14 protein-coding genes are annotated in these 14060 nt (G+C 38.9%); 6 read left to right on the top strand and 8 right to left on the bottom strand.

Going from position 1 to position 14060, the window contains the following annotated elements; all coding sequences use genetic code 11:
* Positions 1-12: 12 nt before the first annotated feature.
* A complete protein-coding gene (locus I1J71_RS06040; protein ID WP_195184097.1) occupies positions 13-684 on the bottom strand; it encodes a CPBP family intramembrane glutamic endopeptidase in 672 nt (223 codons plus the stop codon).
* Between the two features lie 184 nt (positions 685-868).
* Here I1J71_RS06040 and I1J71_RS06035 point away from each other — a divergent pair, with 184 nt between their 5' ends.
* Positions 869-1678 (top strand): Cof-type HAD-IIB family hydrolase, encoded by an 810-nt coding sequence (locus I1J71_RS06035; RefSeq protein WP_195184096.1) that lies wholly within the window; start codon positions 869-871, stop codon positions 1676-1678.
* Positions 1679-1725: 47 nt separating this feature from the next.
* Here I1J71_RS06035 and I1J71_RS06030 read toward each other — a convergent pair whose 3' ends face one another.
* The 6 genes from I1J71_RS06030 to glmU form a co-directional block, all read right to left on the bottom strand.
* Positions 1726-1986 (bottom strand): SemiSWEET family transporter, encoded by a 261-nt coding sequence (locus I1J71_RS06030; RefSeq protein WP_006150712.1) that lies wholly within the window; start codon positions 1984-1986, stop codon positions 1726-1728.
* A gap of 167 nt (positions 1987-2153) precedes the next feature.
* Entirely contained in the window at positions 2154-4442 is a 2289-nt protein-coding gene (pcrA, locus tag I1J71_RS06025; protein WP_195184095.1) for a DNA helicase PcrA, read from the bottom strand.
* 121 nt (positions 4443-4563) lie between these two features.
* Complete coding sequence (locus I1J71_RS06020; RefSeq protein WP_195184094.1) at positions 4564-5259, bottom strand: 5'-methylthioadenosine/adenosylhomocysteine nucleosidase; 696 nt, start codon at positions 5257-5259, stop codon at positions 4564-4566.
* Positions 5260-5269: 10 nt separating this feature from the next.
* Positions 5270-5581 carry a cell wall synthase accessory phosphoprotein MacP gene (gene macP / locus I1J71_RS06015; protein ID WP_195184093.1) on the bottom strand — a complete coding sequence of 104 codons (312 nt, stop codon included), beginning with the start codon at positions 5579-5581 and terminating at the stop codon, positions 5270-5272.
* An 11-nt stretch (positions 5582-5592) separates the two neighbouring features.
* Positions 5593-6138 carry an NUDIX hydrolase gene (locus I1J71_RS06010; protein WP_195184092.1) on the bottom strand — a complete coding sequence of 182 codons (546 nt, stop codon included), beginning with the start codon at positions 6136-6138 and terminating at the stop codon, positions 5593-5595.
* A 9-nt stretch (positions 6139-6147) separates the two neighbouring features.
* Positions 6148-7527: a bifunctional UDP-N-acetylglucosamine diphosphorylase/glucosamine-1-phosphate N-acetyltransferase GlmU gene (gene glmU / locus I1J71_RS06005; RefSeq protein WP_195184091.1), complete on the bottom strand. Its 1380-nt coding sequence runs from the start codon at positions 7525-7527 to the stop codon at positions 6148-6150.
* A gap of 157 nt (positions 7528-7684) precedes the next feature.
* Here glmU and I1J71_RS06000 point away from each other — a divergent pair, with 157 nt between their 5' ends.
* From I1J71_RS06000 to lysS, 5 genes are all read left to right on the top strand, one after another.
* Complete coding sequence (locus I1J71_RS06000; protein ID WP_195184090.1) at positions 7685-8485, top strand: glycoside hydrolase family 25 protein; 801 nt, start codon at positions 7685-7687, stop codon at positions 8483-8485.
* A 105-nt stretch (positions 8486-8590) separates the two neighbouring features.
* Complete coding sequence (locus I1J71_RS05995; protein ID WP_195184089.1) at positions 8591-9433, top strand: DUF368 domain-containing protein; 843 nt, start codon at positions 8591-8593, stop codon at positions 9431-9433.
* Positions 9433-9918, top strand: a complete 486-nt coding sequence (locus tag I1J71_RS05990; RefSeq protein ID WP_195184088.1) for an aminoacyl-tRNA deacylase — start codon at positions 9433-9435, stop codon at positions 9916-9918. The genes I1J71_RS05995 and I1J71_RS05990 overlap by 1 nt, the downstream gene beginning before the upstream one ends.
* Positions 9915-10541 carry a histidine phosphatase family protein gene (locus I1J71_RS05985; protein ID WP_195184087.1) on the top strand — a complete coding sequence of 209 codons (627 nt, stop codon included), beginning with the start codon at positions 9915-9917 and terminating at the stop codon, positions 10539-10541. Before I1J71_RS05990 ends, I1J71_RS05985 begins: the two co-directional genes overlap by 4 nt.
* 135 nt (positions 10542-10676) lie before the next feature.
* Complete coding sequence (gene lysS / locus I1J71_RS05980) at positions 10677-12167, top strand: lysine--tRNA ligase (protein WP_195184086.1); 1491 nt, start codon at positions 10677-10679, stop codon at positions 12165-12167.
* 84 nt (positions 12168-12251) lie between these two features.
* On the opposite strand, the gene I1J71_RS05975 is transcribed toward lysS, so the two are convergent.
* Entirely contained in the window at positions 12252-13922 is a 1671-nt protein-coding gene (locus tag I1J71_RS05975; protein ID WP_004253627.1) for a formate--tetrahydrofolate ligase, read from the bottom strand.
* Positions 13923-14060: the final 138 nt, after the last annotated feature.

The raw sequence follows: 14060 nt of genomic DNA, 5'->3' as shown, positions 1-14060 counted from the left end.
CTTTTATAGTTATTAACTACCAGAAAACAAGAGTACCCATAATTCCCAAAATGCTAAAATGTTAATCATGATATGGAGCAAAATGGGATAATAGAGAGAATGAGTTTTTCGGTAGAGGAATGCTACAATCGCTCCTCCGCTTGCATAGGTGAAAAAGGCAAGTGGTGTTATACCATCAGAAACATGCACATAGCCAAAGACACAGGCTGATAGCAAAACATCTCCATACCAAGGTGAATCTTTCAAAAATGTATTCATCAGAACTCCTCGATAAACCAATTCTTCTGTAATTGGTCCTAGAAGACAAGTAATAAGCAATAAATATAGTAACTCTTGTCGCCCTGTCATCTCAACTAATTCATTTAAAGCCATTTGATTGGACGTTGCTGGGGTTAAAAAGGAAAACACAATACCTGAAAGATGATTGACTCCATAAGCAAGAAGCAAATAAACTGGATATCTCCATTTCCACTTCAACTCAAGAATTTTCCTACCTTCGAATACTAGTAAATAAAGAATAGCTAGAAAAGTAACGCTAAACTCTAAAAAAGCAAGAATTTGAAAAAATTCTCTACTAGCAGGTACAAGCCTACCTGCAAAATGATTAAAAATCCACCAAAACCATGTCTTCCTATAAATAATTACTAACAAGGCTAGTAAAATCTGTACTGTTCTTCTTTTCATGATAAATCCTTTGATTTTTTTATCCATTATCAGTATAATATTAAATATATTACTAATTTAGTATATCATATTTTTGTTATCCATCTACTAAAAACCTAAATAGAAATGGCATTTCACTTAGCTTTAGACTTATTTGCCTCAAAATATGCTATAATATAGGCAAAACACATAAAAAGGAAATACTATGATTAAATTACTTGCCCTAGATATGGACGGAACTCTGCTAAACGAAGCCAAGGAAATTCCTCAGGCTCATATTGATGCCATTCATAAGGCTATCGAAAAAGGTATCAAACTGGTTCTATGTACTGGTCGTCCTCTCTTTGGAGTTCTTCCCTACTACAAAAAACTCGGTCTTGATTTGCAAAATGAATACGTTATTGTCAACAATGGTTGTTCTACCCACCAAACCAGTGACTGGGGCCTTGTTGACTGGCGGGAACTTAGCAAATCTGACATCGAATACCTCAATGACCTTGCTGAAAAGAGTGAGGTTCAGTTGACTCTCTTTGATGAGGAACACTACTTCGTTCTCGGAGGCAAACCAAATCCTATTGTTGAATATGATGCGACACTTGTCTTTGCTGACCTGACTGAAATCTCACTTGAGGAAGCTACCAGCGGTAAATATCGTATGTTCCAGGGAATGTTTTTAGGGACAAAAGAACAAACAGATGACTTTGAACAACGATTTGCTGATGAACTTTGTCAGAGATTTAGCGGTGTTCGTTCTCAACCAGTGATCTATGAAGCAATGCCACTCGGTACAACCAAGGCTTCTGCTCTTTCTCGTTTGGCTGAGATTTTAGATATCCAACCTTCTGAAATCATGGCAATGGGTGATGCCAATAACGACATTGAGATGTTGGAGTTTGCAGGGTTAGGGATTGCTATGGGAAATGCCAGCGACTACGTCAAATCTCTCGCGGATGCCGTAACAACTAGCAACGAAGAAGAGGGCGTTGCACGCGCTATTGAAAAATATATTTTGTAAACAAATAAAAGCAACCAGCAGAACATTCTGCTAGTTGCTTTTTATTTTTAAAATAAAGCTGTCAAAGCTGTGATAATCCCAAAAACGATACCTGGTGCATTGGCTGCTGCCAAAGGAATATCACGTTCTTTTTTAAAGAGTCCGTAGTAAACCCAAAGACTGCAGTTAATTGCAGCTACTGCTGGCTGGATAAAGTTTCCCTTTTGACCTGCAAGGTTGTTCATAATTTGTGGAATATATGAGATATACATCATAACAGACATAAAGGTTGCAATCCAACCCAACGTTTTCATTTGCTTTTCAGTCATTTTCTTCTCCTTTCGACTTAGAACCACTGTATTATACACTATTTTTCAAAACCATGTAAGCAAAAATTTCCATTGTTATGAAAACGTAAATTATCACAATCTTGTGATAAGAGAATCAAAAAATACCCTCTTGCTATTTCAAGAGGGTATTTTATTCGTTTAGAAACTTACTTTTTCGAAATTGGTGCTACGCTGGCTAAGAGTTTTTTAAGACCAACCTCTGGAAAATTGATTTTCAATTCTTGAGTGGATCCACTGCCTGAAACTTCCAGCACAGTTCCTTCACCCCATTTTTTATGAAGGGCAATATCCCCAACAGACCAATTTGTATCACTAGAATCTTGCTTATTCCCAGCCGCAAATTGTCCAAATGGTAAACCACTTGATTGGATTGATGTAGGAGCTGCATTCCGTTTTCGTTCTTGAAGCGCCTGAGCCAAACTCATTCCCTTACCAAATGCTGTTCCTCCGCCACTATAAGACGCTTTAAAACTTGTATTAGCCGGACGTGCTAATCCTTGATAAGTCAACAAATCTGAACTAATCTCGTTGATAAAACGGGTCGGACGATTGTAGCTTGTACGCCCGAAAAGCAAGCGAGAGTTAGCGTTGGTTAGATAGAGAATTTTCTCAGCTCGCGTGATTCCTACGTAGGCCAAACGACGTTCTTCTTCTAATTCATCTGGATCTTCAGTAGCGCGACTGAGTGGGAAGACATTTTCCTCCATCCCGATAATAAAGACAACTGGAAACTCAAGCCCTTTGGCCGCGTGAAGAGTCATCAAGGTTACTTCAGATGTCTCCTGACTACCAGAGTCGGTATCTGCTATCAAAGCCAAGTCATTCAAGAAACGACTAAGTTTATCCAAGCCAGTTTCCTCTTCTTGACTCTCAGGATTGTCGTCGAAATTTTTTGTAACAGATAAGAACTCCTCGATATTTTCAACCCGGGCCTTACTCTCCAATGTTGCCTGAGCATTCAGAATATCAACGTAGCCTGTTTTTTCTAATACTGCTTCTACTAACTCTGTAATAGTTAGTCGGTCCAGTTGCTCCCTCAAATCCAGAATCATATTTGCAAAGTCCCAAATAGACTGGGCTGCCTTACCCTTAATTCCTGATAACATGATATTTGCTGAAGCATCCAGCATGGACATTTCTTGCATGTTTGCGAAGTCTCGAATCTTCTCAACAGTTCCTGGTCCAATACCACGCTTTGGTTCATTGATGATACGCTCAAAACTGATATTATCACTTAGGTTGGCAATGAGATTGAGGTAAGCAATGATATCACGGATTTCCTTACGGCTGTAGAATTTGGTACCACCAACCATAGTATAAGGAATATTGGACTTGAGAAGGGCCTCCTCAATAGTACGTGACTGGGCATTAGTACGATAAAGAACTGCAAAGTCTTTGTGTAGGAAGTTTTGACTTCGACCAAGTTCATCGATGGTTTTGGCTACAAAAACAGCCTCGTCTTGTTCATCATTAGCACGATAATAAATAATCTGTTCGCCATCTGCGTTCTGTGTCCAGAGATTCTTAGGACGGCGATTTTTATTGTTTTTAATAACGTCATTAGCTGCTTGGAGAATGGTTTTGGTTGAGCGATAGTTTTCCTCCAATAAAACAACCTTGGCTTGAGGATAATCCTTTTCAAAATCCAAGATATTCTGCATATCAGCACCACGCCATCCGTAGATAGACTGGTCCGCATCCCCAACAACACAGATATTTTTAAAGCGAGAAGCCAACAGTTTGACCAGTTGGTACTGGGCATGGTTGGTATCTTGGTACTCATCGACATGGATATATTGAAACTTTTGCTGATAGTAAGTCAAGACGTCAGGATTTTGATCAAAGAGACGCAAGGTCAACATAATCAAATCATCAAAGTCCACAGACTCAGACTGACGGAGTTCCCTTTGATAGGCCTCATAACACTTAGCGACAATATTTGTATATAAATCTCCTGCTTGAGCAGCATAAGCAACATCGTCAATCAGATCATTCTTAGCATTTGAAATGGTTCCCAATATAGTCCGTTCATTCCACTTTTTAGGATCCAAGTTTAATTGCTTGAGAATGCGTTTCATCAGTGTTCGTTGCTCACCTGGATCGATGATGGTAAAGTTACGATTATAGCCGATATGGTCTGCATCACGACGTAAGATACGAACACACATAGAGTGAAAAGTCGCAATCAAACAATCCTGGGTAGCTGGATTTAAACCATAGGCACGCTCCTTCATTTCAAGAGCGGCCTTATTGGTAAAGGTAATAGCTAGGATATTCCATGGATTGACCATCTTTTCATCAATCAAGTAAGCAATACGATGGGTCAAAACTCGTGTTTTCCCAGAACCAGCCCCCGCCATAATCAGCAGTGGACCTTCTGTTGTTTGGACCGCTTCTGCCTGTCGGTCATTCATACCGTTTAATAAAGGGTTCATTTTCTCTTCCTATTCTTCAAATCAATGTTTCTATTATATCAAAAAAGACCGAAAATAACTCTATCAGAGACAAGCTTCCTTTTTTCCTAAAAAAAGAACACTAATATGTGTTCTTTTTATATTAATCATGAATAGATTGTAAAAGTGTCAACAAGGCTTGAGCCGATCTGCGTCCTGCTTCTACGATAAATTCATCAAATGAAATAGAAGCTTCGTGGTTAGCATTATCACTCATGGCACGGACAACTAAGAAAGGTAGATTAAGAGCGTGAGCTACTTGAGCGATAGCCGCTCCTTCCATCTCCACAGCAAGAACCTGAGGAAAATGTTCTTTTATAGCTTTAATTTTATCTTCGCCCGCAATAAAACTATCACCGGTCGCAATCAAACCTAAATGCCATTTTTGTTTAAGTTTAGACAAACTCTCTTGAATCAAACTGACAAACTTCTTGTCAGATTCGAAATAGAGTGGTTGTTGGGCCATTTGACCGTATTCATAACCAAAAGCAGTCACATCAACATCGTGGTAGGCTAACTTATCAGCAATGACCACATCTCCAACTTCGATTCCTTCTGCTAAAGCACCAGCTGAACCAGTGTTGATGACAGCATCTACTTTAAAGTGGTTAGCTAAGATTGCAACACTCATAGCAGACATGACTTTACCAATTCCACTCTCGACCAAGACAAGCTCGACTGAACCAATTTTACCCGTATGATACTGATTTCCTAATACCGTCTCTTCTTGAGTGTTTTCTAAATGTTGAATCAGATAAACTAGCTCTTCTGGCATAGCTGCTATAATTCCAATTTTCATGACATTCCCCTTAAATAAATCTCATTGCTAAAACTAGCAAAATCAAGAGAAGAATAACAGCAAATAGAATCTTATTCAGTTTTGAGTTAAAAACATTTCTCTTAGTATTTTCAATTCGACGACTCTTATGGATTTGAGGTTCAACTTCGATCGTTAAGGTATCTTGACTAAATCCGTGGTCTCTTGAACGCGAATATCCATCATATTGAGATGAAGTTGACAATATCTTTGTTTCTTGATCATCTACTAAAGTAGGACCAGAGATATCTTCACCACGATTTGCACGCTCGATTATTTCGTCTGTTAATAAAGGTTTTCCCATAGGTTCCTCCCCTATTTTTCTTGTAATTCCCAGTACTGGATAGCCATGATAGTCTTGGCATCACAGATATCACCAGACTGGATCAGTTGTTTAGCTTCTTCAAGACTAACTTCAAGTAATTCTAAAGTTTCATCTTCATCCTGTGGACGTGGATTTCTAACCTTTGTCAAATCACTTGCCAAATAAAGTTTTAATCGCTCATTACAGAAACCAATAGCAGAATAGAAATCATACAAAAGAGTCAGTTTTCCAGTGTAGGCAGCTTCTTCTTCCAATTCGCGAAGGGCTGCCGCTTCAGGATCAGCATTTTCTCCAATTTCTAGTTTTCCTGCAGGAATTTCAACAGAAATTTTTTCAATCGCCTTGCGATATTGCTTGACTAGAACAATCTTATTTTCTGGAGTAACTGCAAGAACACATACTGCACCATTATGGAAAATCAAATCGCGTTGAGCTGTCCCTTTTCCTGCGGGAAGTTCAACCTGGTCTTGTACCAGTTGGAAAATAGGACCTTTATAGATTTCTTTTCGACTAATCGTCTTCTCTTCAAATTCCATGGTTTGCTCCTATTTGTTTTTAGGATGGTGAGGAAGACGAGTTGCGTATTCATCCTTATTAACTTGACGACCTCGTCCAATCGCAATTGCATCTGCTGGGACATCTTTAGTAATCGTTGAACCTGCGCCGACAAGAGAGTTATCTCCTAGTTCTACCGGTGCAATGATAGTTGAATTAGATCCAACGAAAACATTGTTACCAATAGTTGTTTTAAACTTGTGTTGACCATCGTAATTTACAGTGATGGTTCCTGCACCAAAGTTGACGTCACTTCCAACTTCACAGTTTCCAATGTAAGTCAAATGACCCGCTTTAGTATTTTCACCAATTGAAGAACCTTTTACTTCGACAAAGTTTCCGATATGAACATCTTTTGCCAAGCTTGATCCTGGACGGATATGAGCATAAGGTCCGACTGTAACACCATCAGCAACTGTGCTCTCTTCAATCATAGAGTTGGTAATCACTGCACCTGAACCGATAGTACTATCGACAATATAAGTTCCATTCGTCAAAATAGTCTCAGCACCAATCTTACTAGAACCTTTGAGGGTTACATTAGCATCAATTTGTACATCTGGAGCAATCTCAACATCAATATCAATATAAGTCGCTTCTGGATTTATAAAACTAACGCCATTAATCATGTGAGCTTGGTTAATACGACGACGCATAACAGCTTCTGCTGTAGAAAGTGCTACACGATCATTGACTCCGAGGCTTTCATCAAAGTCTTTAAGAGTATAGGCTCCGACTTTTTCACCAGCTTCACGGAAAATACCAATCACGTCTGTAATATAGTATTCGCCTTGAGCATTATTCGTATTGATATTTTTTAGAGCTTCAAAGAGACGAGCATTATCAAAAACATAAGTTCCTGTATTGATTTCTTTGATTTGCTTTTCAAAATCAGTCGCATCTTTTTGTTCAACAATTCTTAGTACTTCAGCATTATCATTGCGAACAATACGTCCATAACCAAATGGATCTTCAGCTTCTGCGGTAAGGATAGTGGCCACGTTCTTGTGATTCACATGAAAATCAATCAAGTTTTTCAAACTTTCACCCGTGATTAATGGTGTATCACCTGCAATGACCAATGTTTGTCCAGAAAGACCCTCAAGAATTGGTTCGGCCATCATAACCGCATGACCAGTACCTAATTGTTCGGACTGTCTCACAAAATCAGTCTGTCCAGCTAAAACTTGTTCAACAAGTTCTGCCTTATGTCCAACTACAGTAACTGTTTTTTCAGGATTAATTGTGCCAACGCTACGAAAAACATGCTCAAGCATTGAAATTCCCGCAACCTTGTGCATAACTTTAGGTAGATCTGATTTCATACGGGTACCTTTACCCGCTGCTAAAATAATTGCATAATTTGCCATATTTTTCTCTTTTCTATAGAAATTCTTTATCATTATACCATATTTTAGTTCATCTTACACAAATTTGTTGAAGACAAGGCCACTCAAATTACTGCCACTGTCCTATTTTGAGTAAATTTTTTGATTTTTTCCACAAATTACGATAAACTATAGGAGTATGAGAAAAAAAATTCGTCCAGCTTTTATAGTTATTATATTTGCTGCTTTTATAGGACTCTTGATTCTCAATCGTCCACGATTCGAAGAACATCCTGTAAAAACCAAACAAAATCCAGTTCAAATAGAAACACAAGCTCTACATAACTTGGATAAGCCTATCATCGATATCTCTGGTTGGCAAAGACCGTCAGAGATTAACTATGATATTTTATCTAAAAATATCTCTGGTGCTATTGTTCGAGTCCACGGAGGAAACCAGATTACTACTGAGAACGATGCATCTTATACGAATGGAACAGATAAAGCTTATAAAAGTCATATCGCTGAGTTTCAAAAGAGAAATGTTCCAGTTGCTGTATATGCCTATGTATCTGGAAAAAGTGTAGAGGAAATGGAAAAGGCTGCTGAAGCATTCTACAATTCAGCTTCCCCATACAATCCAAGTTACTATTGGTTAGATGTCGAAGAAAAAACCATGTCAGACATGAATAAAGGGGTTGAAGCTTTCCGTGCTAAACTAGAATCTCTAGGTGCTAAAAACATCGGTATTTACATCGGAGTTTACTTCATGGAGGAGCATAGCATCAGCACAGATAAGTTTTCAGCTATTTGGATTCCTTCCTACGGACTTGACTCAGGCTACTTTGAAAGTTCACCAAATACAGACCTTGACTTTGATCTTCATCAATACACCTCAAAGGGTAAACTGGTTGGATTTGAACACTATCTAGACCTAAATCTTATTTCTTTGTCAAAAGATAAGGAAGAGACGTTTAGAAAATTATTCTTAAAACCTTAATTTCATTCAGCAAGCCAGATATTACTTCTGCTTGCTTTTTTATTTCTCTTACTTTGTGATATAATACAAGAAGAGAATTTTAGAGAATAAATATGGAGAGAGTTTATGTTATCTTGGATTTCAAAAATGATTAAAGGAATTGTTATTGCGCTAGGATTTATCTTGCCTGGTATTTCTGGTGGAGTCTTGGCAGCTATTTTGGGTATCTATGAGAGAATGATTCGTTTTCTTGCCCATCCATTTAAAAACCTTAAAGAAGATATCCTTTATTTCTTACCTGTTGCTATTGGAATGTTACTAGGTATTGGGCTATTTTCTTATCCAATTGAGTACCTCCTTGAGCATTATCAGGTTTATGTTTTATGGAGTTTTGCGGGTGCTATTATTGGTACAGTCCCAAGTCTTGTAAAGGAAGCTACTCAAGATTCTGAAAGAGACAAAGTCGATCTGATTTGGTTTTGGGTTACCTTTATCGTTTCTGGAATTGGTCTTTACGCTTTAAACTTTGTTGTTGGTTCACTCAGCGCAAGTTTCACAAGTTTTATCCTAGCTGGTGCTCTGCTCGCTCTAGGTATCTTGGTTCCTGGATTAAGCCCCTCAAATCTTCTCTTGATTTTAGGTCTTTATACCCCAATGTTAACTGGATTTAAAACTTTTGATTTATTTGGTACCTTCCTTCCAATAGGAATTGGGGCTGCTGCCACTCTTATTATTTTTTCAAAATTGATGGATTATGCTCTTCGTGTCTACCACTCTCGTGTCTATCACTTTATCATTGGGATCGTCCTTTCAAGTACTCTCCTGATTTTGATTCCAAACGCTGGTAATGCTGAGAGCATCAGCTATAGTGGCTTATCTCTTGTTTCCTATGTCATCATCGCCTTCTTCTTCGCCCTTGGCATTTGGTTAGGGATCTGGATGAGTCAATTGGAGGATAAGTACAAATAATGGCAAAAAAAACTAAAGTAAAGAAGACCTTAGTCGAGCAAATATTAGCTAAGGCAGGTGTTGAACACCAAGGGATTCAAATCAATGCTTTAGAAGGAGAACTTCCTTCTGGTTATAATAGAAATCATATCTTTAAGACCTTAGCATTATTGGGTGATAAAACTGGTCCGGTAATAGGAATTGTCCCTATCACCGAACACCTTTCTGAAAAGAAATTAGCAAAGATTTCTGGAAATAAAAAAGTGGCCATGATTCCTCAAAAGGATTTAGAAAAAACGACTGGATATATCCATGGGGCTAATAACCCTGTAGGTATCCGTCAAAAACACAACTACCCTATTTTTATTGATGAAACAGCTTTAGAATTGGAAAAAATGATTGTCTCTGCTGGCGAGGTTGGACACAGTATCATCATCGCACCTAAAGATCTGGCAAACTTTGTAAAAGCTAGATTTGTAGATATCTTGGAGGAAAGTAATTCATGAAACTTTACTTTGTCCGTCACGGTCGAACAGTCTGGAATCTAGAAGGTCGCTTTCAAGGGGCTGGCGGAGATTCACCACTTCTCCCTGAATCTATTGAAACTTTAAAAGACCTGGGTCGGTATCTTAAAGATATCCCTTTTGACAAGATCTATTCGAGTGATTTACCAAGAGCGGTAAAATCAGCTGAAATTATCCAAAGTCAGCTGACAAATCCATGTCCCTTAGAAAGTGTTCCCGAACTCAGAGAATGGCATCTGGGTAAACTGGAAGGTCTAAAAATTGCGACTTTAAATGCTATCTACCCTCAGCAAATTCAAGCTTTTAAAACAAACTTAGCTAAGTTTGATACTCGCATGTTTGAAGCTGAATCACTCTACACTACAACTCATCGCACCATCCAATTTATCAGATCCTTAAAAAATTCTAAGGCAGAGCACCTATTACTAGTCGGTCATGGAGCGAACCTTACTGCTAGTCTTCGAACGCTTATAGGCTATCAGGAAGCTCTGCTTCGTAAAGACGGAGGTTTGGCTAATGCAAGTCTAACAATTTTAGAGACTGACGACTTTGAAAAATTTACTCTTAAGACTTGGAACGATACCTCTTATCAAAAAAATAATTGAACTTGATCTATTACGTCAAGTTCTTTTTAGTTTTTATAGAATATCCGTGAATTTCTTAGCTTTTTATGATAAAATGGGAGTACCGTGAAAAATTGATTTATTATTTCAAAATTTGAATTTCATTAGGAGGAACACATGTCAACAGAACATATGGAAGAATTGAATGACCAGCAGATCGTTCGCCGTGAAAAAATGGCTGCGCTCCGTGAACAAGGAATTGATCCTTTCGGTAAACGTTTTGAACGTACTGCCAACTCTCAAGAACTAAAAGATAAATTTGCTGAGCTAGATAAAGAACAACTACACGAACTAAATGAAACTGCCACTATCGCTGGACGCTTGGTGACTAAACGTGGAAAAGGGAAAGTTGGTTTTGCTCACCTTCAAGACCGTGAAGGTCAAATCCAAATCTACGTTCGTAATGATGAAGTTGGTGAAGAAAACTACGAAATCTTCAAAAAAGCTGACCTCGGAGACTTCCTTGGTGTCGAAGGTGAAGTCATGCGTACCGATATGGGAGAACTCTCTATTAAGGCTACTCACATCACTCACTTGTCTAAAGCCCTTCGTCCGCTTCCAGAAAAATTCCACGGTTTAACAGACGTTGAAACTATTTACCGTAAACGTTACCTTGATTTGATTTCAAACCGTGAAAGCTTTGAACGCTTTGTTACTCGCTCAAAAATCATCTCTGAAATTCGTCGTTATCTTGATCAAAAAGGTTTCCTAGAAGTTGAAACACCTGTTCTTCACAATGAAGCTGGTGGTGCTGCTGCTCGTCCGTTTATCACTCACCACAATGCACAGAATATTGATATGGTACTTCGTATCGCGACTGAGCTTCACTTGAAACGACTTATCGTTGGTGGTATGGAACGTGTTTATGAGATCGGTCGTATCTTCCGTAACGAAGGAATGGACGCTACACACAATCCTGAGTTCACTTCTATCGAGGTTTACCAAGCTTATGCAGACTTCCAAGATATCATGGACTTGACTGAAGGTATTATTCAACACGTTGCAAAAGCTGTTAAAGGCGACGCTCCAGTTATCTATCAAGGAACTGAGATAAAACTTAACGAACCATTTAAACGTGTACACATGGTGGATGCCATTAAGGAAATCACAGGGGTTGATTTCTGGAAAGATATGACTTTCGAAGAAGCTAAAGCTATCGCAGCTGAGAAAAAAGTTCCAGTTGAAAAACACTACACAGAAGTTGGTCATATCATCAATGCTTTCTTTGAAGAGTTTGTAGAAGAAACTTTAATTCAACCAACCTTTGTCTATGGTCACCCAGTTGCTGTATCACCACTTGCTAAGAAAAATCCTGAAGATGAACGTTTCACCGACCGTTTTGAACTCTTCATCATGACTAAAGAATACGGGAATGCCTTTACTGAGTTGAACGACCCAATCGACCAGCTTAGTCGTTTTGAAGCTCAAGCCAAAGCCAAAGAACTTGGTGACGATGAAGCGACAGGCATTGACTACGACTACATCGAAGCCCTTGAATATGGTATGCCACCAACAGGTGGTTTGGGAATCGGTATCGACCGTCTCTGCATGCTACTCACTGATACTACTACTATCCGTGATGTACTTCTTTTCCCAACTATGAAATAAAAACTAAACTCCTAGATGATTTCTAGGAGTTTTTTTGTAGTTAAAAAGACAACCTTATCTAAGAGGTTGTCTTTTGTGTTTGAATTAGAATAATCCAAGAACAGTTCCATCGCTTTCAACATCCATGTTGAGAGCGGCAGGACGTTTTGGAAGTCCAGGCATAGTCATGACATCACCAGTTAAGGCAACGATGAAGCCTGCACCAAGTTTTGGTACCAATTCACGAATGGTAATTTCAAAGTTTTCAGGTGCTCCAAGTGCATTTGGATTATCTGAGAAACTGTACTGAGTCTTAGCCATACAGATTGGCAGTTTATCCCAACCATTTTGTACGATTTGTGCAATTTGGGTTTGAGCTTTCTTCTCAAAGTTAACCTTGCTACCACGGTAAATTTCAGTCACAATCTTTTCGATTTTTTCTTGAACAGAAAGGTCGTTGTCATAGAGACGTGTGTAGTTTGCTGGGTTTTCGTCTATTGTTTTTACGAGAGTTTCAGCTAGAGCAACTCCTCCTTCAGCTCCATCAGCCCATACGCTAGCTAATTCAACTGGTACATCGATTGAGGCACAAAGTTCTTTCAAGGCCGCGATTTCAGCTTCTGTATCAGAAACAAATTCATTGATAGCAACAACCGCTGGAATACCGAACTTACGGATATTCTCAACGTGGCGTTTCAAGTTTGCAAATCCAGCACGTACTGCTTCTACATTTTCCTCTGTCAGAGCATCTTTAGCAACTCCACCATTCATTTTAAGGGCACGAAGAGTCGCTACAATGACTACTGCACTTGGAGCTGTTGGCAAGTTTGGAGTCTTGATATCCAGGAACTTCTCTGCACCAAGGTCTGCACCAAAACCAGCCTCAGTTACTGTGTAATCAGCTAAACGAAGAGCTGTTTTTGTCGCCAATACAGAGTTACAACCATGGGCAATATTGGCAAATGGCCCACCGTGTACGAATGCAGGTGTACCATAAATTGTTTGAACCAAGTTGGGTTTAATAGCATCTTTCAAAATCAATGCCAAGGCACCCTCAACCTGTAAATCACCAACTGAAACTGGTGTGCGGTCATAACGGTAGCCGATGACGATATTAGCCAAACGACGTTTCAAATCTTCAATATCAGTTGCCAAACAAAGGATAGCCATGATCTCTGAAGCAACTGTGATATCAAAACCATCTTCACGTGGAATACCATTAAGTGGACCACCAAGACCAACAGTTACGTGACGAAGCGCACGATCATTCAAGTCAACAACACGTTTCCAGAGAATACGACGTTGGTCGATTCCTAGCTCATTTCCTTGGTGTAAGTGATTGTCAATCAAGGCAGAAAGAGCATTGTTGGCAGTTGTGATTGCGTGCATATCACCAGTAAAGTGAAGGTTGATGTCTTCCATTGGCAACACTTGGGCATAACCACCCCCAGCAGCTCCACCTTTAATACCCATAACAGGGCCAAGTGAAGGTTCGCGAATGGCAATCATAGTTTTCTTACCAATCTTGTTCAAAGCATCAGCAAGACCAATGGTAATGGTTGACTTTCCTTCACCAGCTGGCGTTGGGTTGATAGCTGTGACAAGAATCAACTTACCAACTGGATTGGTTTCAACTTCACGAATTTTATCAAAGCTTAGTTTAGCCTTGTACTTCCCATACAACTCCAAATCATCATAAGAAATACCAAGTTTCTCGACAACATCAACAATCGGTTTCAATTCAATACTCTGTGCAATTTCAATATCTGTTTTCATAGGAAGTTCCTCTGCCCTTTAATGTTTGAAATCATTATAACACAAAACAAGATTTATTTCATCCAAGTAGTTTTTTAATGTTCGTATTTTTCTTTAGTTTTCTAGTTTAAATTCATTCTTATTTATTTTTTATATGTG

This window comes from Streptococcus infantis (assembly GCF_015546995.1).
Classification (GTDB): domain Bacteria; phylum Bacillota; class Bacilli; order Lactobacillales; family Streptococcaceae; genus Streptococcus; species Streptococcus infantis_J.
The sequence above is the reverse complement of the archived record's forward strand: the minus strand, read 5'-3'. Positions and strand labels throughout refer to the sequence as shown.

Excerpts from the sequence above, each read along its gene's own strand:
- I1J71_RS06040 (WP_195184097.1), bottom strand. The coding sequence starts at position 684 with ATGAAAAGAAGAACAGTACAGATTTTACTAGCCTTGTTAGTAATTATT.
- I1J71_RS06035 (WP_195184096.1), top strand. The coding sequence starts at position 869 with ATGATTAAATTACTTGCCCTAGATATGGACGGAACTCTGCTAAACGAA.
- I1J71_RS06030 (WP_006150712.1), bottom strand. The coding sequence starts at position 1,986 with ATGACTGAAAAGCAAATGAAAACGTTGGGTTGGATTGCAACCTTTATG.
- pcrA (WP_195184095.1), bottom strand. The coding sequence starts at position 4,442 with ATGAACCCTTTATTAAACGGTATGAATGACCGACAGGCAGAAGCGGTC.
- I1J71_RS06020 (WP_195184094.1), bottom strand. The coding sequence starts at position 5,259 with ATGAAAATTGGAATTATAGCAGCTATGCCAGAAGAGCTAGTTTATCTG.
- macP (WP_195184093.1), bottom strand. The coding sequence starts at position 5,581 with ATGGGAAAACCTTTATTAACAGACGAAATAATCGAGCGTGCAAATCGT.
- I1J71_RS06010 (WP_195184092.1), bottom strand. The coding sequence starts at position 6,138 with ATGGAATTTGAAGAGAAGACGATTAGTCGAAAAGAAATCTATAAAGGT.
- glmU (WP_195184091.1), bottom strand. The coding sequence starts at position 7,527 with ATGGCAAATTATGCAATTATTTTAGCAGCGGGTAAAGGTACCCGTATG.
- I1J71_RS06000 (WP_195184090.1), top strand. The coding sequence starts at position 7,685 with ATGAGAAAAAAAATTCGTCCAGCTTTTATAGTTATTATATTTGCTGCT.
- I1J71_RS05995 (WP_195184089.1), top strand. The coding sequence starts at position 8,591 with ATGTTATCTTGGATTTCAAAAATGATTAAAGGAATTGTTATTGCGCTA.
- I1J71_RS05990 (WP_195184088.1), top strand. The coding sequence starts at position 9,433 with ATGGCAAAAAAAACTAAAGTAAAGAAGACCTTAGTCGAGCAAATATTA.
- I1J71_RS05985 (WP_195184087.1), top strand. The coding sequence starts at position 9,915 with ATGAAACTTTACTTTGTCCGTCACGGTCGAACAGTCTGGAATCTAGAA.
- lysS (WP_195184086.1), top strand. The coding sequence starts at position 10,677 with ATGTCAACAGAACATATGGAAGAATTGAATGACCAGCAGATCGTTCGC.
- I1J71_RS05975 (WP_004253627.1), bottom strand. The coding sequence starts at position 13,922 with ATGAAAACAGATATTGAAATTGCACAGAGTATTGAATTGAAACCGATT.